The sequence below is a fragment of the Pseudomonas sp. FW300-N2F2 genome, assembly GCF_017351655.1.
Taxonomy (GTDB): Bacteria; Pseudomonadota; Gammaproteobacteria; order Pseudomonadales; family Pseudomonadaceae; genus Aquipseudomonas; species Aquipseudomonas fluorescens_AA.
The window spans coordinates 1,373,057-1,390,527 of sequence record NZ_JACNDQ010000001.1 but is presented as its reverse complement, the minus strand read 5'-3'; the positions used below and the strand labels follow the sequence as shown (position 1 = coordinate 1,390,527).

The 17,471-nt window shown below is 62.3% G+C and carries 16 protein-coding genes; 10 read left to right on the top strand and 6 right to left on the bottom strand.

The window, feature by feature from the left end:
* Positions 1-256: 256 nt before the first annotated feature.
* A complete protein-coding gene (locus J4E63_RS06370; RefSeq protein ID WP_024619408.1) occupies positions 257-805 on the top strand; it encodes an RNA polymerase factor sigma-70 in 549 nt (182 codons plus the stop codon).
* Between the two features lie 117 nt (positions 806-922).
* On the opposite strand, the gene J4E63_RS06365 is transcribed toward J4E63_RS06370, so the two are convergent.
* From J4E63_RS06365 to J4E63_RS06355, 3 genes are all read right to left on the bottom strand, one after another.
* Positions 923-1,936 (bottom strand): GNAT family N-acetyltransferase, encoded by a 1,014-nt coding sequence (locus J4E63_RS06365; protein WP_207281400.1) that lies wholly within the window; start codon positions 1,934-1,936, stop codon positions 923-925.
* A 70-nt stretch (positions 1,937-2,006) separates the two neighbouring features.
* On the bottom strand, positions 2,007-2,783 hold the full coding sequence (locus J4E63_RS06360; RefSeq protein ID WP_060743063.1) for an ABC transporter substrate-binding protein: 777 nt from the start codon (positions 2,781-2,783) through the stop codon (positions 2,007-2,009).
* A 115-nt stretch (positions 2,784-2,898) separates the two neighbouring features.
* The gene (locus J4E63_RS06355; protein WP_207281399.1) at positions 2,899-3,525 is read right to left on the bottom strand and encodes a TetR/AcrR family transcriptional regulator; all 627 of its coding nucleotides are present in this window, start codon (positions 3,523-3,525) and stop codon (positions 2,899-2,901) included.
* A 180-nt stretch (positions 3,526-3,705) separates the two neighbouring features.
* Here J4E63_RS06355 and J4E63_RS06350 point away from each other — a divergent pair, with 180 nt between their 5' ends.
* The 6 genes from J4E63_RS06350 to J4E63_RS06325 all read left to right on the top strand — a co-directional run bounded on the left by J4E63_RS06350 (position 3,706) and on the right by J4E63_RS06325 (position 11,540).
* The gene (locus tag J4E63_RS06350; protein WP_207281398.1) at positions 3,706-5,496 is read left to right on the top strand and encodes an acyclic terpene utilization AtuA family protein; all 1,791 of its coding nucleotides are present in this window, start codon (positions 3,706-3,708) and stop codon (positions 5,494-5,496) included.
* A gap of 166 nt (positions 5,497-5,662) precedes the next feature.
* Entirely contained in the window at positions 5,663-7,279 is a 1,617-nt protein-coding gene (gene atuC, locus J4E63_RS06345) for an acyl-CoA carboxylase subunit beta (RefSeq protein WP_207281397.1), read from the top strand.
* Between the two features lie 26 nt (positions 7,280-7,305).
* Positions 7,306-8,463: an acyl-CoA dehydrogenase family protein gene (gene atuD, locus J4E63_RS06340; protein ID WP_207281396.1), complete on the top strand. Its 1,158-nt coding sequence runs from the start codon at positions 7,306-7,308 to the stop codon at positions 8,461-8,463.
* Positions 8,464-8,586: 123 nt separating this feature from the next.
* On the top strand, positions 8,587-10,557 hold the full coding sequence (locus tag J4E63_RS06335) for an acetyl/propionyl/methylcrotonyl-CoA carboxylase subunit alpha (RefSeq protein ID WP_207281395.1): 1,971 nt from the start codon (positions 8,587-8,589) through the stop codon (positions 10,555-10,557).
* Between the two features lie 62 nt (positions 10,558-10,619).
* Positions 10,620-11,162, top strand: coding sequence for an exonuclease domain-containing protein (locus J4E63_RS06330; protein WP_192259656.1), 543 nt, complete (start codon positions 10,620-10,622; stop codon positions 11,160-11,162).
* Between the two features lie 93 nt (positions 11,163-11,255).
* Entirely contained in the window at positions 11,256-11,540 is a 285-nt protein-coding gene (locus tag J4E63_RS06325) for a pyrimidine/purine nucleoside phosphorylase (RefSeq protein ID WP_003183665.1), read from the top strand.
* A gap of 212 nt (positions 11,541-11,752) precedes the next feature.
* Here the strand turns inward: J4E63_RS06325 and J4E63_RS06320 are convergent, their stop codons facing one another.
* Both J4E63_RS06320 and J4E63_RS06315 read right to left on the bottom strand, forming a co-directional pair.
* Complete coding sequence (locus J4E63_RS06320; RefSeq protein WP_207281394.1) at positions 11,753-12,562, bottom strand: MOSC domain-containing protein; 810 nt, start codon at positions 12,560-12,562, stop codon at positions 11,753-11,755.
* Positions 12,563-12,633: 71 nt separating this feature from the next.
* Positions 12,634-13,557, bottom strand: a complete 924-nt coding sequence (locus J4E63_RS06315; protein WP_053120553.1) for a chemotaxis protein CheV — start codon at positions 13,555-13,557, stop codon at positions 12,634-12,636.
* A 478-nt stretch (positions 13,558-14,035) separates the two neighbouring features.
* On the opposite strand from J4E63_RS06315, the gene J4E63_RS06310 reads away from it, so the two are divergent.
* The 3 genes from J4E63_RS06310 to J4E63_RS06300 all read left to right on the top strand — a co-directional run bounded on the left by J4E63_RS06310 (position 14,036) and on the right by J4E63_RS06300 (position 16,276).
* Entirely contained in the window at positions 14,036-14,506 is a 471-nt protein-coding gene (locus J4E63_RS06310) for a hypothetical protein (protein ID WP_207281393.1), read from the top strand.
* 220 nt (positions 14,507-14,726) lie between these two features.
* The gene (locus J4E63_RS06305; RefSeq protein WP_207282455.1) at positions 14,727-15,620 is read left to right on the top strand and encodes a sensor histidine kinase; all 894 of its coding nucleotides are present in this window, start codon (positions 14,727-14,729) and stop codon (positions 15,618-15,620) included.
* Positions 15,617-16,276: a response regulator transcription factor gene (locus J4E63_RS06300; protein WP_207281392.1), complete on the top strand. Its 660-nt coding sequence runs from the start codon at positions 15,617-15,619 to the stop codon at positions 16,274-16,276. Before J4E63_RS06305 ends, J4E63_RS06300 begins: the two co-directional genes overlap by 4 nt.
* Here J4E63_RS06300 and yegS read toward each other — a convergent pair.
* Positions 16,260-17,177 carry a lipid kinase YegS gene (yegS, locus tag J4E63_RS06295; RefSeq protein WP_207281391.1) on the bottom strand — a complete coding sequence of 306 codons (918 nt, stop codon included), beginning with the start codon at positions 17,175-17,177 and terminating at the stop codon, positions 16,260-16,262. The two genes, J4E63_RS06300 and yegS, sit on opposite strands and share 17 nt — an antisense overlap.
* Between the last annotated feature and the right edge of the window lie 294 nt (positions 17,178-17,471).

The following is a 17,471-nucleotide window of genomic DNA, read 5'->3' as shown; positions in this document are numbered from 1 at the left end:
TGCAAGTTGTCCCCCATGGAACGGATAGCCGCGGTAAATAATTAGTCCGGCAGCCGACTCACCGAGGCATGCAGCGAAGTAGCCAGCGGCCAGGCACCGCGGCAATGGGTCGCGGCGCCGAGGCTGGACTTTATTACATCAATAATTCTTCTTCTCAATTGACAATCATTATCATTAAGCCTAATTTGGCGCTCGATGTGTAGGACGGGTCCGGCATCCGGACGTCCCGCTAACTTTTTGCAGCAAGGTGAATTCCATGACGGAACAAGTATCCACAAGCAGGTGCGACTCACCGTTACTCCAGGCGTTCGTCGATAACCGACTGATCCTGGTCAAGATCGCGGCGCGCATTACCGGTTGCCGGTCCCGCGCGGAAGATGTGGTGCAGGACGCCTTTTTCCGGCTGCAATCGGCACCACAGATCACCTCCTCGTTCAAGGCGCAACTCAGTTATCTGTTCCAGATCGTGCGCAACCTGGCGATCGACCACTACCGCAAGCAGGCGCTGGAACAGAAATACTCGGGGCCGGAGGAGGAAGGGTTGAACGTGGTGATCCAGGGTGCTTCGCCAGAAACCTCCCATATCAACTTCTCCACGCTGGAGCACATCGCCGACGCGCTGACCGAACTGCCCAGCCGCACCCGCTATGCCTTCGAGATGTACCGCCTGCACGGCGTGCCACAGAAGGACATCGCCAAGGAACTGGGGGTCTCGCCGACCCTGGTGAACTTCATGATCCGCGACGCACTGGTGCATTGCCGCAAGGTGTCGGGGGTTCGGGGGGATACTTTCGCCCGGCGCTGACTTGTGGTGGTTTTGCCGGCCTTATCGCGAGCAAGCTCGCTCCCACAGTGGATCTTCAGTGACCACAAAACTGTGGGAGCGAGCTTGCTCGCGATGAGGCCATAAGGCCATAAGGCCCTACATCAACCCACACCGATCAAAAAACCGCTCACGCCCCAGGATCATCAGCGCCGCGCGCTTGTGGGGGAAATCGAATTCCTTTTCACAATGGAAGCACTGGTTGTGCAGGTGCCCGATCATCCGCGCATTGTCGGCCCGGGGCTCGGCGACCACGCGCTGGGTGCGCGGGTCGTCCAGGAACAGGTAATGCACCAACGCCGACAACCAGCTCGCCACCTTGTGCGGCCCGCGGTGCTGCTCTTCGCCCACCAGCATGTGGATGCCGCGATCGTAGTGGTCGGCTTCATAGAACGGCGCGATCCGATCCTCCTTGGCCCAATAGGCTTCGAAGTAAGCGAACGGCTGGTCATCGAAGCAACCGATCAGGGTCAAGACCCGGGGATCGGCCTGCAGCTTGCCCAGGTACTCGCGATGCTGTTCCAGGCTGCCCTCCTCCTGCCAGAAGCTCGCCACTCGCGGGCTGTTCTGCCAGCGGTTGAAACGCTCCAGGTCCTGCTCGATTTCCAGGGTGCGCAAGGACACCCAGGCCCCCAGCCGCGCATCGAAACGTCGATACACCTCGCCACGCGGCTTCATGGGCCGGCGCGGATGGCGGCGGCCATCGGTGATGACCATCTGTTGCGGGTAACTGCCGCTGAACGACTCCCCCAGCCAGGGCTGCGGCAACTGCCAGAACATCGTGCGCTCGCAACGGTATTCACCGGCACGCTCCGTGACCGTCAATAAACCGCTGAGCAAGGCTTCGCCGGGGCGCTCGTCGAGGTGCCAGGTCAGGTGCCGACACTCGGGATCGCGGGCAAACAGCCAATAGCAGGCCGCCCATAGCGCCGGACCCACTGGGCGGTCGTTGATTTCCTGCAAATGCACATGCAACTCGGGGCCGCGCACAAGGCGCAGCCGGATCAGCGGCGCACCTTCGAGCATCAGGCTCAGGTGGCGTTCGGTTTCATCGGCGCCGAGACGACGGCCACCGGGCAAGGGCAGCGTCGTCGGGTGGTTGAGGTTGGACATGGGAACGGCTCGCGTATTCGTCGGTAGTCAACGTGTGACGTGAGCCGGGGCGGGAAATTTAGGGTCGCCTTCAATGGGCATGCGTGGAGACCAGTTGGATCTGGTAGGGCTGGAAAATCTTCAGCATCTGACCGTTATCCCGCAGCGTTTGCAGCAACTGTGCAAACGCTTCACTGGAAATGGGCGCCTGTGGCCGGATCAGCGCGTAATGGTGGTAAACCTGATCGATGCGCTCAGACACCAGCAGCTGCGGGCCGACTTCGGGATTGCGCAACACGTAATCGTTGAGGTACGAACGGGTCACCAGGGCGATATCCGCCCGCCCGCGCAAGACCATCAGCAGATTGCTGTCGTGGGAATACGTCAGCGTGGCGTTGTATTGACCGGCGAGAAACTTGGGGTCGGCGTTGAATTCGGCAAAGGCGTAGTGATAACCGCTGAACAGCGCCAGGCGCTTGCCCCTGAGGTCGGCGAAATAACTTTGCTGGCGCTCCGGCTGGCGCTGGGCGACGAAGACTTCCGCATCTTCCAGGCCCATGTCCACCGACGTGTGCGGCACATCCTGCCAACCCCATTCGGGGTTCTCGAAAATCGCCATGTCGACCCGGCCCTGCTTGAAATCATTGAACCGGCGCGGGATCGACGTCGGCACCAGGATGAACTGATAGTCGCTTTGCGACTGGTTCAAGGCCTCCACCATCTGCGGCAGCAGGCCGGTGTCGGCACCGTTCTCGGGACGAACGGTATAGGGTGGAAAGTGGGCCGCGCCGATCCGCACCAGTTGCGCCGCCTCGATCGGCAACGCCAGGAAAACGGCCAGAGTGGCCAGCAGCACACGGGAGGTCATCCCCATCGGCGAAAACGTCAAGATAACCCACTCCCCAAAAGTCCCCATCACTACAATCAAGCTAGGCGGTTTCAGCCGCTTAGCCAGCCATCCGGCCATTTAAAGCGCCGTTCGATTATTGTTTTTCTTCAAGCACCAGGATCAGGGCCTGCTCGGCCAGTTCATCGAGGCTCAGGCTGCCTTCGGCGCGAAACCAGGTGGTGGTCCAGGACAATGCTCCCGTGAGGAACCGCCGGGTAATGGGCACGTCCCCGCGAATATACCCGGCCTCCTTGGCCTGGCCCAAGACCTCGAGCCACAAGTCTTCATATGTATCACGCAGGGCCAGCACGTGCCGCTGTCCGTCCGGCGAGAGCGAACGCCATTCATAGACCAGCACCGCCATGGCCTCGCCAGTGCCGCCCATGATCGACTGCAATTCGCAGCGAATCAGCGCCAGCACCCGCTCCCGTACGTTGTCGGCCTCGGCCAGGGCAGCGCGCATCAAGGCGGTGTTGTAGCGGATGGTTTCTTCCATCACCGCCCGCAGGATGTCGTCCTTGCTCTTGAAATGGTGAAAGATGCTGCCCGACTGGATGCCCACGGCACTGGCCAGGTCGCGCACCGTGGTGCGCTCGAAGCCCTTGTTGCGAAACAGGTGGGCGGCAGTCTGGAGCAGTTTGCCGCGCGCACTGTCCGGGTCGGTCAGTTGCCCGTTGTCGACCAGCTCACGCATCACGCCCAGGGCTTTTTGCTCGTCCACCCATTCTCTCCTACAGTCGATCAACCAACGCGCCGCCACTGCACAGCAAACCATCGGTGGCGCGGGCAATTTAAGCCGAGCGAAGCAACCAAGCAAGCGCTCGGCCAGAAGAACCGGCGGCCGTTTACAAACCAAGCGCTTGCTTGGTAGTCTCGAGCCACCTTTGCCGGAGGGAACGCCATGCCCAAAACGATCCGAATCGGTTGCGCCAGCGCCTTTTGGGGCGACACCTGCACCGCGGCGGCGCAACTGGTCGAGGGCGGTGCGCTGGATTACCTGGTGTTCGACTATCTGGCCGAAGTCACGATGTCGATCATGGCCGGGGCACGCCTGAAAGACGCTTCGAGCGGCTATGCCACGGACTTCATCGAGGTCCTCACCCCGCTGCTTCAGCGTTTGCATGACGACGGGATCCGCGTCATCAGCAACGCCGGCGGGGTCAATCCCCAGGCCTGTGCGAAGGCTCTGCAAGCAGCCTGCGATCAGGCCGGCGTAGCGCTGAAGATTGCCGTGCTGCTGGGGGATGACCTGCAACCGCAACACGAACGGCTCGCCGCCCAGGGCATCGACGAGATGTTCAGCGGCGAGCCCCTGCCTCCCGCGTGTGTGTCCATCAACGCCTACCTCGGCGCGCCCGGCATCGTCGAGGCACTGCGCCTGGGCGCCGATGTGGTGATCACCGGCCGCGTGGTGGACAGTGCCGTGGTCAGCGCCGCCCTGGTGCATGAGTTCGGCTGGGCCTGGGACGATTACGACAGATTGGCCCAGGCCGCGCTCGCGGGGCATCTCATCGAGTGTGGCGCCCAGTGCACGGGCGGTAATTTTACCGACTGGCAGGCAGTGCCGGATTACGAGCACATCGGCTTTCCCATCGTCGAAGTCAGCACCGATGGCCAGTTCATTGTCACCAAGACCGAAGGCAGCGGCGGGCTGGTTACGCCGTTGACCGTCGGCGAGCAGTTGCTCTACGAAATCGGCAACCCGCAAGGCTACCTGCTGCCCGACGTGATCTGCGATTTCAGCCAGGTCAGGTTGATCCAGCAGGGCAAGCACGCCGTGCGCGTCCATGGGGCCAGGGGCCTGCCGCCCGGCGACCGGTACAAGGTCTGCGCCACTTGGCTGGACGGCTGGCGCTGCACCACCACCTGCCTGATCGCCGGCATCGATGCGGTGGCCAAGGCTGAACGGGTCAGCCAGGCGATCGTCGCCAAGACCTCACAGCTGTTGCGTCAACGTGGCTGGGCGCCCTACAGCGACGTGAACATCGAACTGCTGGGCAGCGAAGCCACTTATGGCCAGCACGGCCAGCGCCGGGACAGCCGAGAGGTGGTGATCAAGCTGGCGGTACGGCACCCGGATAAACAGCCGCTGGTGCTGTTTTCCAGGGAAATCGCCCAGGCCGCCACTGGCATGGCGCCGGGACTGACCGGCCTGGTCGGTGGCCGGCCGACGGTGTCGCCGTTGATTCGCCTGTTCTCGTTCCTGATCGACAAAACCACCTGCCGGCTCGACATCGAACTCGACGGCCAGCGCCACCCCTGCTCCCTGCCCGCTTTCGAACCACTGCACACCACCGATCTGCCGGTCGCCCCGACCCCGCCCAAACCCCAGGGCCGGGCCGACGCCAGCGTGCCGCTGATCAAACTGGCGGTGGCGCGCTCCGGCGACAAGGGCAACCACAGCAACATTGGCGTGATCGCCCGGGAACCCGAATACCTGCCCTGGATCGCCGAGGCGCTGACCCCGGAGGTGATGGTCGACTGGATGAGCCACGTGCTCGACCCGCTGCTGGGCCGGGTCGAACGCTGGTACCTGCCGGGCACCCACAGTTTGAATTTCCTGCTGGAAAACGCCCTCGCTGGCGGCGGTGTCGCCAGCCTGCGCATCGATCCCCAGGGCAAGGCGTTCGCCCAGCAGTTGCTGGAGATTCAGATACCGGTGCCGCAAAGCATTGCCGATCAGGTCGGCTAAGGGCGGTCGCCATGGCAAATAAACGATCAGCAGCCCCTGTGGCGAGGGAGCTTGCTCCCGCTGGGTTGCGCAGCGACCCCGGCTTTTGCGATTGCTGCGCAATCGAGCGGGAGCAAGCTCCCTCGCCACAGGAGTTCTCTGATCCGTTCCAACACGAGGAGTCTGCATGCCGGTCATCGAATCGCACCTGGATCCCCACAGCGCTGACTTCGCACGCAACCACGCGGCGATGCTGGCCGGTGTCGAACAACTGCGCCAACTCGAACGGGCCGTGCTGGCGAAAGCCGCCCAGGCCCAGGACAAGTTCGACCAGCGCGGCCAACTGTTGCCCCGCCAGCGCCTGAACCTGCTGCTGGACCCCGGCGCACCGTTCCTCGAGCTGGCGAGTCTGGCCGGCTACAAACTCCATGACGACAAGGACGGCAGCCAGGCCGGCGGCGGCCTGATCGCCGGAATCGGCTACGTGTCCGGGGTGCGGGCACTGGTGGTGGCCAACAACAGCGCGATCAAGGGCGGCACGATTTCCCCCAGCGGTTTGCACAAGACCCTGCGCCTGCAACAGATCGCCATGGAAAACAAACTGCCGGTCATCACCCTCGCCGAAAGTGGCGGCGCCAATCTCAATTACGCGGCGCAGATTTTCGTCGAAGGCGCGCGCTGCTTCGCCAATCAGGCACGTATGTCGGCCATGGGCCTGCCGCAGATCACCGTCGTGCATGGCTCGGCCACGGCCGGCGGCGCTTATCAGCCGGGTTTGTCGGATTATGTTGTGGTGGTGCGCGACAAGGCGCGGCTGTTCCTGGCCGGGCCGCCGTTGCTCAAGGCCGCGACCGGCGAAGTGGCCAGCGAAGAGGAACTGGGCGGTGCGCTGATGCACGTGCAGGTGGCCGGCACTGCCGAATACCTGGCGGAGAACGACGCCGATGGCATACGCCTGGCCCGGGAAATCCTCGACTTGCTGCCCTGGAATGCACAATTGCCGCCACAGCCCGAACGGACCTGGACGGAGCCGCTCTATCCCGCCGAGGAATTATTGGGACTGGTGCCCGACGACCCGAAGAAACCCTATGACGTGGGGGAAATCATCGCCCGCATCGCCGACGGCTCGCATTTCCTGGCCTTCAAAAGCGAATTCGACACCCAGACGATTTGCGGCCACCTGCACATTCGCGGCCATGCCTGCGGCCTGATCGGCAACAACGGCCCCATCACGCCACAGGGAGCGGCCAAGGCGGCGCAGTTCATCCAGTTGTGCGATCAGAGCCGCACGCCGTTGCTGTTCTTGCACAACACCACCGGGTTCATGGTCGGCACCGAGTCGGAGCGACAAGGGGTGATCAAGCATGGCGCCAAGATGATCCAGGCCGTGGCCAATGCCCGGGTGCCCAAGCTGACCGTCGTGGTGGGCGGCTCCTATGGTGCCGGCAACTACGCCATGTGCGGCCGCGGGCTTGACCCGCGCTTCATCTTCGCCTGGCCCAACAGCCACACCGCCGTGATGGGCGGCGCCCAGGCCGGCAAGGTCCTGCGGGTGGTCACCGAGGCCACGCAACTCAAGAACGGCCTGAGCCCCGACCCGAAGATGCTGGACCTGCTCGAGCAAACCACCGCGCAGAAACTCGACAGCCAATCCACCGCCCTCTACGGCAGCGCCAGCCTGTGGGACGACGGGCTCATCGACCCGCGCGACACCCGTACTTTGCTGGGCTTGCTGCTGGACATCTGTCACGAGGCCGAGCAGCGGCCACTGCAAGCCAACAGCTTCGGCGTGGCCCGCTTCTGAGCGCAACCTCCAGGAGAACAATAAAAATGATCTTCACCCAGGAACACGAAGCACTGCGGCGCACCGTCCGCCAGTTTGTCGACCACGACATCAATCCCTACGTCGACGAATGGGAGCGGGCCGGACGTTTCCCCATCCACGAGATTTTCCGCAAGGCCGGCGAGTTGGGCCTGCTGGGTATTTCCAAGCCGCAGGCCTTCGGCGGCATGGGCCTGGACTACAGCTATTCGATCGTCGCGGCCGAGGAGTTCGGCACTATTCATTGCGGCGGCGTGCCGATGTCCATCGGCGTGCAGACCGACATGTGCACCCCGGCCCTGGCCCGTTTCGGCTCCGATGAGTTACGTGAAGCGTTCCTGCGCCCGGCCATTCGCGGCGAACAGGTGGGCTGCATCGGCGTCTCGGAAGTCGGTGCCGGCTCCGACGTCGCCGGCCTCAAGACCACGGCACGCAAGGACGGCGACGACTACATCATCAACGGCAGCAAGATGTGGATCACCAATGCACCGAGCGCTGATTTCATCTGCCTGTTGGCGAATACCTCGGACGACAAGCCCCACGTCAACAAATCGCTGATCATGGTGCCGATGCGCAGCGCCGGCATCAGCCTCGGCCAGCACCTGGACAAACTCGGCATGCGCAGCTCGGAAACCGCCCAGGTGTTTTTCGACGACGTGCGGGTGCCACAACGCAATCGCATCGGCCAGGAAGGCGCCGGGTTCATGATGCAGATGCTGCAATTCCAGGAGGAACGTTTGTTCGGCGCGGCCAACATGCTCAAGGGCCTGGAGCATTGCATCGACAGCACCATCGAGTACTGCAAGGAGCGCAAGACCTTCGGCACGGCCCTGATCGACAACCAGGTGATCCACTTCCGCCTGGCGGAACTGGCCAGCGAAATCGAATGCCTGCGGGCGCTGGTCTACCAGGCCACCGAGCAGTACATCCACGGCCAGGATGTCACGCGACTGGCCTCGATGGCCAAGCTCAAGGCCGGACGCCTGGCCCGGGAAACCACCGACAGTTGCCTGCAATACTGGGGCGGCATGGGCTTCATGTGGGACAACCCGGTCGCCCGCGCCTATCGCGACGTACGGCTGGTGTCCATCGGCGCCGGCGCGGACGAAATCATGCTGGGCATCATCTGCAAGCTCATGGGCATTTTGCCGGGGAAGAACAAGTGAGCGGTTTGCCTGACAGGCCGCTATCGCGAGCAAGCCCGCTCCCACATTTTCACCACTCACTGTGGGAGCGAGCTCGCTCGCGATGAGGCCCGAATAAACACCATCCCCCCAGGAATGCCCCCCATGCCAGCCTTCAGCAAAATCCTCATCGCCAACCGCGGCGAAATCGCCTGTCGCATCCAGCGTACCGCCCAGGCCCTGGGTTATCGCACGGTGGCGGTGTTCAGCGAGGCCGACGCCGATGCGCTGCACGTGCGCATGGCCGATGAAGCCGTGCTGATCGGCCCGGCCTCGGTGCAGCAGTCCTACCTCGACCCCTTGGCCATTCTCGAGGCGGCCCGGCGCAGCGGCGCCGATGCGATCCACCCCGGCTACGGCTTTCTTTCGGAAAATGCGCGGTTCGCCCACGCCTGCGCGCAGGCCGGCCTGGTTTTCATCGGCCCCAGCCCCGAGGCCATCGAACTGATGGGCAGCAAGCGCCGGGCAAAAATCGCCATGATCCAAGCCGGTGTTCCCTGCATCGCCGGTTACCAGGGCGCCGCCCAGGACGACGACACGCTGCAGCGCGAAGCCGGGCGCATCGGCTACCCGCTGATGATCAAGGCCAGTGCCGGTGGCGGCGGCCGCGGCATGCGCCTGGTCCAGCGCGCCGAGGACCTGCTGGAGCAGTTGCGCAGCGCACGCTCGGAAGCCCTGCACGGCTTCGGCAGCGACGAGTTGATCCTCGAACAAGCCTTGATCGATCCGCGGCATGTGGAGGTGCAGATCTTCGGCGACCACCACGGCCAGTTGATCCACCTGGGCGAACGGGACTGCTCGATCCAGCGACGCCACCAGAAAATCATCGAGGAAGCGCCCTGCCCGGTCATGACCGCCGACCTGCGCCGGGCCATGGGCGAGGCGGCACTCAAGGCGGGGCGTGCAGTGCATTACGTCGGTGCCGGGACTGTGGAATTCCTGCTCGCGGCGGACGGTCGGTTTTACTTCCTGGAGATGAACACGCGCCTGCAGGTCGAACACCCGGTCACCGAGTTGATCACCGGCCTGGACCTGGTGGCCTGGCAATTGGACGTCGCCGCCGGCAGGCCGCTGCCCCTGCGCCAGGAGCAGGTGACGCTCAGCGGTCATGCCCTGCAAGTGCGGTTGTACGCCGAGGACCCAGCGGCGGACTTCCTGCCCCAGACCGGGCGCTTGGTTGGCTGGGAGCCCCCTATCCGCGACGGTGTGCGAGTCGACCATGGCCTGCTGCAGGGCCAGGCCATCACGCCGTTCTACGATTCGATGCTGGGCAAACTCATCGTCCACGGCGCCACCCGCGACGAAACACGCCGCAAACTGTTGCGAGCGGTAGAGGACTGCGTGCTGCTTGGGGTCCAGAGCAACCAGCGCTTGCTCGCCGGCTTGCTGGCGCATCCGCGGTTCATCGACGGCGACTTCAACACCGGCTTCATCGGCCAGCATTTTGCCAATCATGCGGCGCTTCTGCCCCTTGAGCCCTCGGTCGAACAACTGGCCATCGCCACCGCGGCGTTTTATCAGGCATCGCAGGCACGGCATGCACCCGGCCTGGGCGGGTGGCGCAACAGCATCGGCACGGCGCTGCATTATCGGATCGGCGTCGGGGAGCGCGACTGGGTGCTGAGCCTTGAAACCGAAACCGACGGGACACTGAACATCCGCAGCGCCGGGCACTTGATCGAGCTGAGGTTGCTCGACGTTGATGCGCAGGGCGCAACGCTGGTCATCGACGGGATTGGCCAGCGCCATGCCTGGCGCCTCGAAGGCCACGATCTCTGGCTGTCCACCCGCCCCGGCGGCCTGCACCTGCAAGACCGGACCCTGGCCCCCGTCGCCAGCAAGGCCAGTGCCAGTGCCAGTACGCTCCTGGCGCCCATGGACGGTGCCATTGTCGAGGTACTGGTCAGCGAAGGCAGCCCGGTGCGCCAAGGCCAACTGCTGATGGTGCTCGAAGCGATGAAAATGGAGCACCCACTCAAGGCAGGCATCGACGGGGTGGTCAGGCAATTGCAGGTCACACAGGGTGATCAGGTGAGAAAACGCCAGGTTTTGTTGCGCGTTGAAACAGCCCACTAGTCGGATGCCTGGGGTTTGACTACGCTCAAACCCATCAGCACGCCGATACCGGGAACCCTGCAATGCCTCACTGGCTGGTGATTGATCTGGAGGCCACCACCGATGAGGGTGGCTGGCCGGTAACCGAAATGGAAATTATCGAAATCGGCGCCACGCTGGTGAATCGTGACGGCCGCGAAGTGGATCACTTCCAGCGCTTCGTGCGGCCCCTGAGACGACCGCTGCTCACCCCTTTCTGTCGCGAACTGACCCACATCACCCAGGCCAATATCGACGGCGCCGCGCCCTTGACCGAGGTCTGGCCGGCGTTCGAGCGCTGGCTGGCGCCGTATCATCCGAAGCTGGAAAGCTGGGTCAGTTGGGGCGACTACGACCGCAAGCAACTGCTTCAGGAATGGCAGCGCCAGCAGTTGCACAGTGTCCTCGCCCAGGTGTCGCACATGAACCTCAAGCAACGCTTCGCCAAGGCCCGTCGACTGGAACGACCGCTGGGCCTCAATGGCGCGCTGCAACTGGCGGGCCTGCAATTTTGCGGGCAACAGCACCGCGCCCTGGAAGATGCCCGCAATACCGCGCGGTTGTTGCCCCTGGTGCTTCCGGGTTGAGCGGCGTCCACTTCCCGGCGCGGCAGATGACGAATGTTGCAGCCTTGTGCATACTGGCCGGCCTTTTTCAGCCCCTTTTTCGAGGAATCGCCCATGTTTAAAGTCAACGAGTACTTCGACGGCACCGTCAAGTCGATCGCTTTTGGCACTGCCGAAGGCCCCGCGACCATCGGCGTCATGGCACCGGGCGAATATGAGTTCGGCACGGCCCAACGGGAAATCATGCACGTCGTCTCCGGCGCCCTGACCGTGAAGCTGCCCGACAGCACCGATTGGGAAACCTTCGCGGCCGGCAGCCAGTTCAATGTACCGGCCAACAGCAAGTTCCAGCTCAAAGTGGCCGTCGACACCGCTTACCTGTGTGAATATCGCGGCTGATTAAGCGCACTACAAAGCGGGGACACAGTTCCCCCTGTGGCGAGGGAGCTTGCTCCCGCTGGACGCGCCAGCGTCCCCTGCGGCTAGCAAGAGGGGCTGCTTCGCAGCCCAGCGGGAGCAAGCTCCCTCGCCACAAAAGCTAGAAAAACTGTTGCCAGATAAACAAAAATGCCCGGGTCATTGGACACGGGCATTTTTGTTCACGGTTCTTTTTATTCGAGCACTTCAACCGGCATGCCGACTTCAAGCCGACCGTTGCTGTCGTTGACCAGATTCTGGCCGAACATCGCACCGTCCGGCGTCGAACGGTATTGCTGCAACGTGGCAAAGGGTTCGCGATTCGGATCGCGTTCACCGGTGTGCGGATCGACCGTGGTCATGATGCAACGCGAGCAGGGCTTGACCAGCCGGAACTCCACCTCGCCGATACGAATACGCTTCCAACCGTCCTCGGCAAACGCTTCACTGCCCTCCACCACCAGGTTGGGACGAAAGCGCAACATCTCCAGCGAACGGCCGACCCGGCTCGACAGGTCCTGCAATGAGGCCTGGCCAATCAGCAGCAGGGGGAAACCATCGGCAAAGGCGACCTTGTCGTCATCCTTGCCATAACCGGCGGCGGTGGTGCGCGCCAGTTCCACCGGCACATGCACCAGCCGCGTGGGGCTGCCAATGAATTCGCTGACCCAGGCCGCCGCCTCATCCCCGGCATCCGGCACACGCAAGGTGTCACGCCAGATGATCACGCCGCGCCGCTGCTCTTGCTGGGTGGGTGGCAGCGGCACATCGATGGCGCCATGGCCCGGCGCGCTGAGCGTCAGGCCACCCGCCTCGTTCCACAAGGCCGAAAGCTGGCTCATCTTCGCCACGGCGCGCTGGGTCAGGAACCGCCCCGTGCCCTCATCCACCAGCATCCAGCGCCGATCACCGTCCAGCCCTAGCTTGTCCAGGCCAATCTGCTGCAGGGGCTGGCCCTTGCCGGACTTCAACGGATACCGATACAGCGCGCTCAGCCGCAACATGGTCAACTTCCCCGGTGGCAAAAAAATGCCACCTTATACGAGCCGGCCATTGAAGCAAACCACCATCGGTTTCAGTCGAGCATCAGCCGCTGGCGCACCACATCGACCAGCTTGTCCGGCTGGAATTTGGAGAGGAAGTTGTCGCAACCGACCTTCTTGACCATCGAATCGTTGAAGCTGCCGGACAGCGAGGTGTGCAGTACGACATAGAGCCCACGCAAACGCGGGTCGTTGCGGATTTCGGTGGTCAAGCGGTAGCCGTCCATTTCCGGCATTTCCGCATCGGTGAAGATCATCAGCAATTTGTCGGTCATGACCTCGCCGGTATCGGCCCAGGCCTTGAGCATGTTCAGGGCCTTCAGGCCGTCGCTGGCGATGTGCATTTTCACGCCCAGTTGACCCAGGGTGTCGCGCAATTGCGAGAGCGCAACGTTGGAGTCGTCCACCAGCAGCACTTCGCGGCCACGGGCGCGCTCCAGCACCGGGTCTTCGAGTTTGTCCCGGGAGACCTTGGCGTTGTACGGCACGATTTCGGCCAGGACTTTTTCCACGTCGATGATTTCCACCAACTGATCGTCCACCTTGCTGATGGCGGTCAGGTAGTGCTCGCGGCCGGCGCTGGTCGGCGGTGGCAGGATGGCTTCCCAGTTCATGTTGACGATGCGGTCGACGCCGCCCACCAGGAACGCCTGAACCGAACGGTTGTATTCGGTCACGATGATGGTGCTGTTGGCACCCGGCACCAGCGGACGCATGCCAATGGCCTGGGACAGGTCGATCACCGGCAACGTCTGGCCTCGCAGATTGACCACGCCGCACACGAACGGGTGGCGTTGCGGCATCAGGGTCAACTTCGGCAGTTGCAGGACTTCCTGGACCTTGAATACGTTAATGGCAAACAACTGCCGACCCGCCAGGCGAAACATGAGAATTTCCAGGCGATTCTCACCCACCAGTTGGGTTCGTTGATCTACTGTGTCGAGAATGCCGGCCATCGATGACTCCTGGGCTTGTTCGGATGAATCCAATAAAACCGATATCGGCTGCACGAGCCGAATCTTGACCCCGGATAAAATACAGCACGGGAATTGATATCACATTAACATCATGCTTTACTGGCTTCACGATTTCATCTGCTGTTTATCCCGCTGCGCGACTCCGGTTTGCGCACTAAGTTCCCCTGTCTAAGGGATTCCCCTAGGCACAATCAGGTCCAACCTGATATTCCCGTTATCCAATAGCCATTAATGTGACGCCATTCTCATTGCTGAACGGAGTCAGGCTTTTGTGCGCGACCACAGGACATCGGACCTGCAGCCTTTCGGCCGATCCCACCCGTGCAATCGTTTACGAATTCACCTTCGCTAAACGGCACGGGCGTGTCGTCGCACGTCCGTCCGCGGTCGACCTTGAGATCCAGCCGTTCGCCATACGCGGTTTCCTTTCGCCTGACATGATGTTGTGGAGATAAGCATGCCGAACGATCGTAGGAACTGGAGTCAACGTCTTCCCGAACTTCTGATCGAGGCCGAGACACTGCTGGCCAAGTCGGAGGAATGCCTGAGCCATCTGCAATTGATCAACAACGACAAGGACGCCATCGATTGCATGCTCAGCACCTTGCTGAAACTGGCAAACAAGACCAATGCCCTGGCGCTGGAAGCCGTTTCGGAGTTTTCCCTGCATATCCATGGCTTGCTCAGCCATGCGCAAAACCACATGGAGTTGCATGAGCAGGCCCTGGATGCCTTGAAGGATTGCTTCACGCTGATGGCCTGGCAATTGGAACTGGTCGATCACACCACCGGCCAGTTGAGCCTGGACAACAGCGAACAAACGTCCTTGATCGAGGCATTCGCTTTCCAGGTCGGCCAGAGTCCCGACCAGGCATTGGCCGCGTCACGTCCGCTGGCGTTGGTGTCTTATCCCCAGAAACAAGCCTGATACGATGGCAATACGCCTGCTCCCTAGTGCGTTCACCGCACCATGCCGAGCGCGACCAACGATAGGCGAAGTGGTACTATCTCCCGCGTCAGCCACTTCCAGGCAGTGCCGTAATAGCCGCCAACCGAAGCTGCCTTCGACCTGAAACGTTTACCCGACCCGGCCTGTCAGATGAGCTGACCGGCCTGCCCGCAGCGAACATTCATTGGCTCCATCCGCTATGCACGCCAGCCTCAAGTCATTCATCACCTGGCCTCCCTCCCGAGAAAACGCCCGTCGCTTCACATTATTATTGTGCATGTGCTCGACCCTCGGCTGCCTGCTGACCTACCTGTACGCCCACACGGTGCCGCTGGGCCTGCTGGCCGTGAATGTCGCGGCCTTGAGCTGTGTCTGGATCCATCATCGATTGTCGCGCAAGTCCATCAAGTTCCAGCCCCAGGAGCTGGCCGAGCGGTTGCTCGAGGTCCAGGAGAATGAGCGCCATCGGCTCAGCCGCGAATTGCACGACGACATTGGCCAATTGCTGACCGCGGCGAAACTGCAAGGCGAATGGCTCAAGCGGCGGATGCCGGAAGAATTGCAAGGTCAGTGCGCACTCCTGTGCGAAACCCTGGACGAAACCCTCAACAAGGTCCGCGACGTATCGGCGATCCTCAACCCCAGGGAGCTGACCAGCCTCGGGCTTGAGGCCAGCCTGCGGGCGCACCTGCTCAAGACCCTGGCCAACGTCCCGGTGAAGTGGAGCCTCGATTGCCAGCAGCGCATGACCGGTATCCCGGAGGAGATGTCAGTCGCGGTGTTCCGGATCACCCAGGAAGCGATCACCAATATCTTGCGCCATGCCCGGGCGACGAATCTGCTGGTACGCCTGCAACGCCAGCCCGACGGCCTGACCCTGCTGATCAGCGACGACGGCCAGGGATTTGTCCCGGCCAGCCACCCCGCTCGCGAAGGTCAACGGGGCATGGCCGGCATGTCGGAGCGGGTCGAACAATTGGGCGGCACCCTCAAGGTCGTGAGCGAGGCCGGCAAAGGCACGCACATCGAAGCACGCTTTCCCTGGGCGCCGCGTGCCCTGGAGCGAGCCAGTAAGAATAAGGTTCTCCTTTGATTTGTAATTTGCTCCTGGTAGATGACCACTCCCTGATCAGGGCCGGCGTACGAGCTCTGGTCATGGATATCCCGGACTATGCCGTGATCGGCGAAGCCAATGACGGCACACAATTGGTGGAGCTGGTAGAACGACTGAACCCCGACATCGTGCTGCTGGACATTTCCATGAAGGACACCAGCGGCCTGGATGCCTTGCAACAGCTCAAGCGGGTGCGCCCCCACAGCAAGGTGCTGATCCTGTCGATGCATACGGATCCTGCGCTGATCATGCAGGCGCTGGAATCAGGCGCCCATGGCTACCTGCTCAAGGACACCACCGCCACCGAGCTGAAACACGCCCTGGAAGCGCTGCGCAATGACGAACGCTACCTGAGCCCGGCCATCGCCCACACGGTGATCAACCAGGCGCTGACCCGCGTCCAGAAACATCAGCCGGACCCTGCCCAGGCCCATAACCTGACCGCACGCCAGCTGGAAATTCTGCGGCTGATCGTGCGCGGCAAGTCCACTCGGGAAATTGCCAGTGGGCTGAACCTGAGCGTCAAGACCGTGGAAACCCACCGGGCGCAAGTCATGAAGCGCTTGCAGATCCATGACGTGGCCGGCCTTGTGCTGTTCGCGGTGCGTGAGCAAATCATCAGCCTGGATGACTGAGCGCCGTCGCGCCGCCCAACAGCGGCGAATCGGACGGCAGGTGTAGCCGCAGCGCCTTCGGGCGGACAGTGAAGCGCAGGGTATCGACCTGCAACGGTTCGCCATCGAGGTTGATGTCCAGGCCTTGCGCGACCTTGATTTCCACCCATGGCAAGCGCGCGCGGACAAACATGTTGTCGATGCCCAGGCCGCCTGCCAGCAAGTCTTTCAACGTACTGACCACTTCCTGGGGCGCCGGCAGGATGCTGATGTCCAGCAACCCATCATCAGCCAACGCTTGCGGGCACAGCACATGGCCTCCCCCCGCCTGTCGGCCATTACCGATGCCCAACGCGAGCAAATCGCCCTGCCAGTAAAAATCGGGGCCCTGCAACTCACCATAGGCGGTACTCAGTTCACTGAATCGAGACAGGCCCGTGAACAGGTAGGCGGCGCCGCCCAAGACCTTCTTGAGATCCTCGGAGGTGTTTGCCGTCACCTGGCTGCCAAAACCGCCGGTGGCCATGTTCAGGAAAATCCGCCCGCCGACGTCACCCACATCAACAGCCTGGGGCGCAACGTCCAATAGATCCAGAGCCTGCGCGGGTTCCAACGGAACACCAGCCGCCCGGGCGAAATCATTGGCCGTGCCCAGCGGCAGCAATACCAGGCTGGCATCGCTGGACTTGTGGGCGATCGCTTCGGCGATATCACGCAAGGTTCCATCACCGCCGCCGGCGATCAGTCGCGTATAACCGGCATCCAGGGCTTCATCGACACATCGCTGGGCATCACCGGCCTCCCAGGTCAACCGTACCGCCAGCTCCCAGCCCTGTTCGCGCTTGAGCATCACTGCCGAGCGAACCTCTTCGTTGAGCGCTTGCTTGCCATGCAGAATCAACAGCGCCTTGCCTTTGCTCATCGTGGTCTCCGTCATTGGAAGGTTCAGGCATGGGACCGCTCATTGGCGCGAAAAAGCCCGGCGCGTCTCAATTTATTAAACGAGCAGGACGACTGGTCCGATCGACACGCCCTGATTCGAAGAGTTTTCTTACAAGATCTGGCGAATCAGCTCAATTGACCCTCTAGCGGTATTGAGACACCTTGGCTTCATGTTTTGCTGGATCGCTTAAACCCTCATCACACAAGGAAGCATTCTCCCATGGATGGATACGTCACGGCCCGCAGGGGCCGGATCAGTCGCTCGAACAGTTAT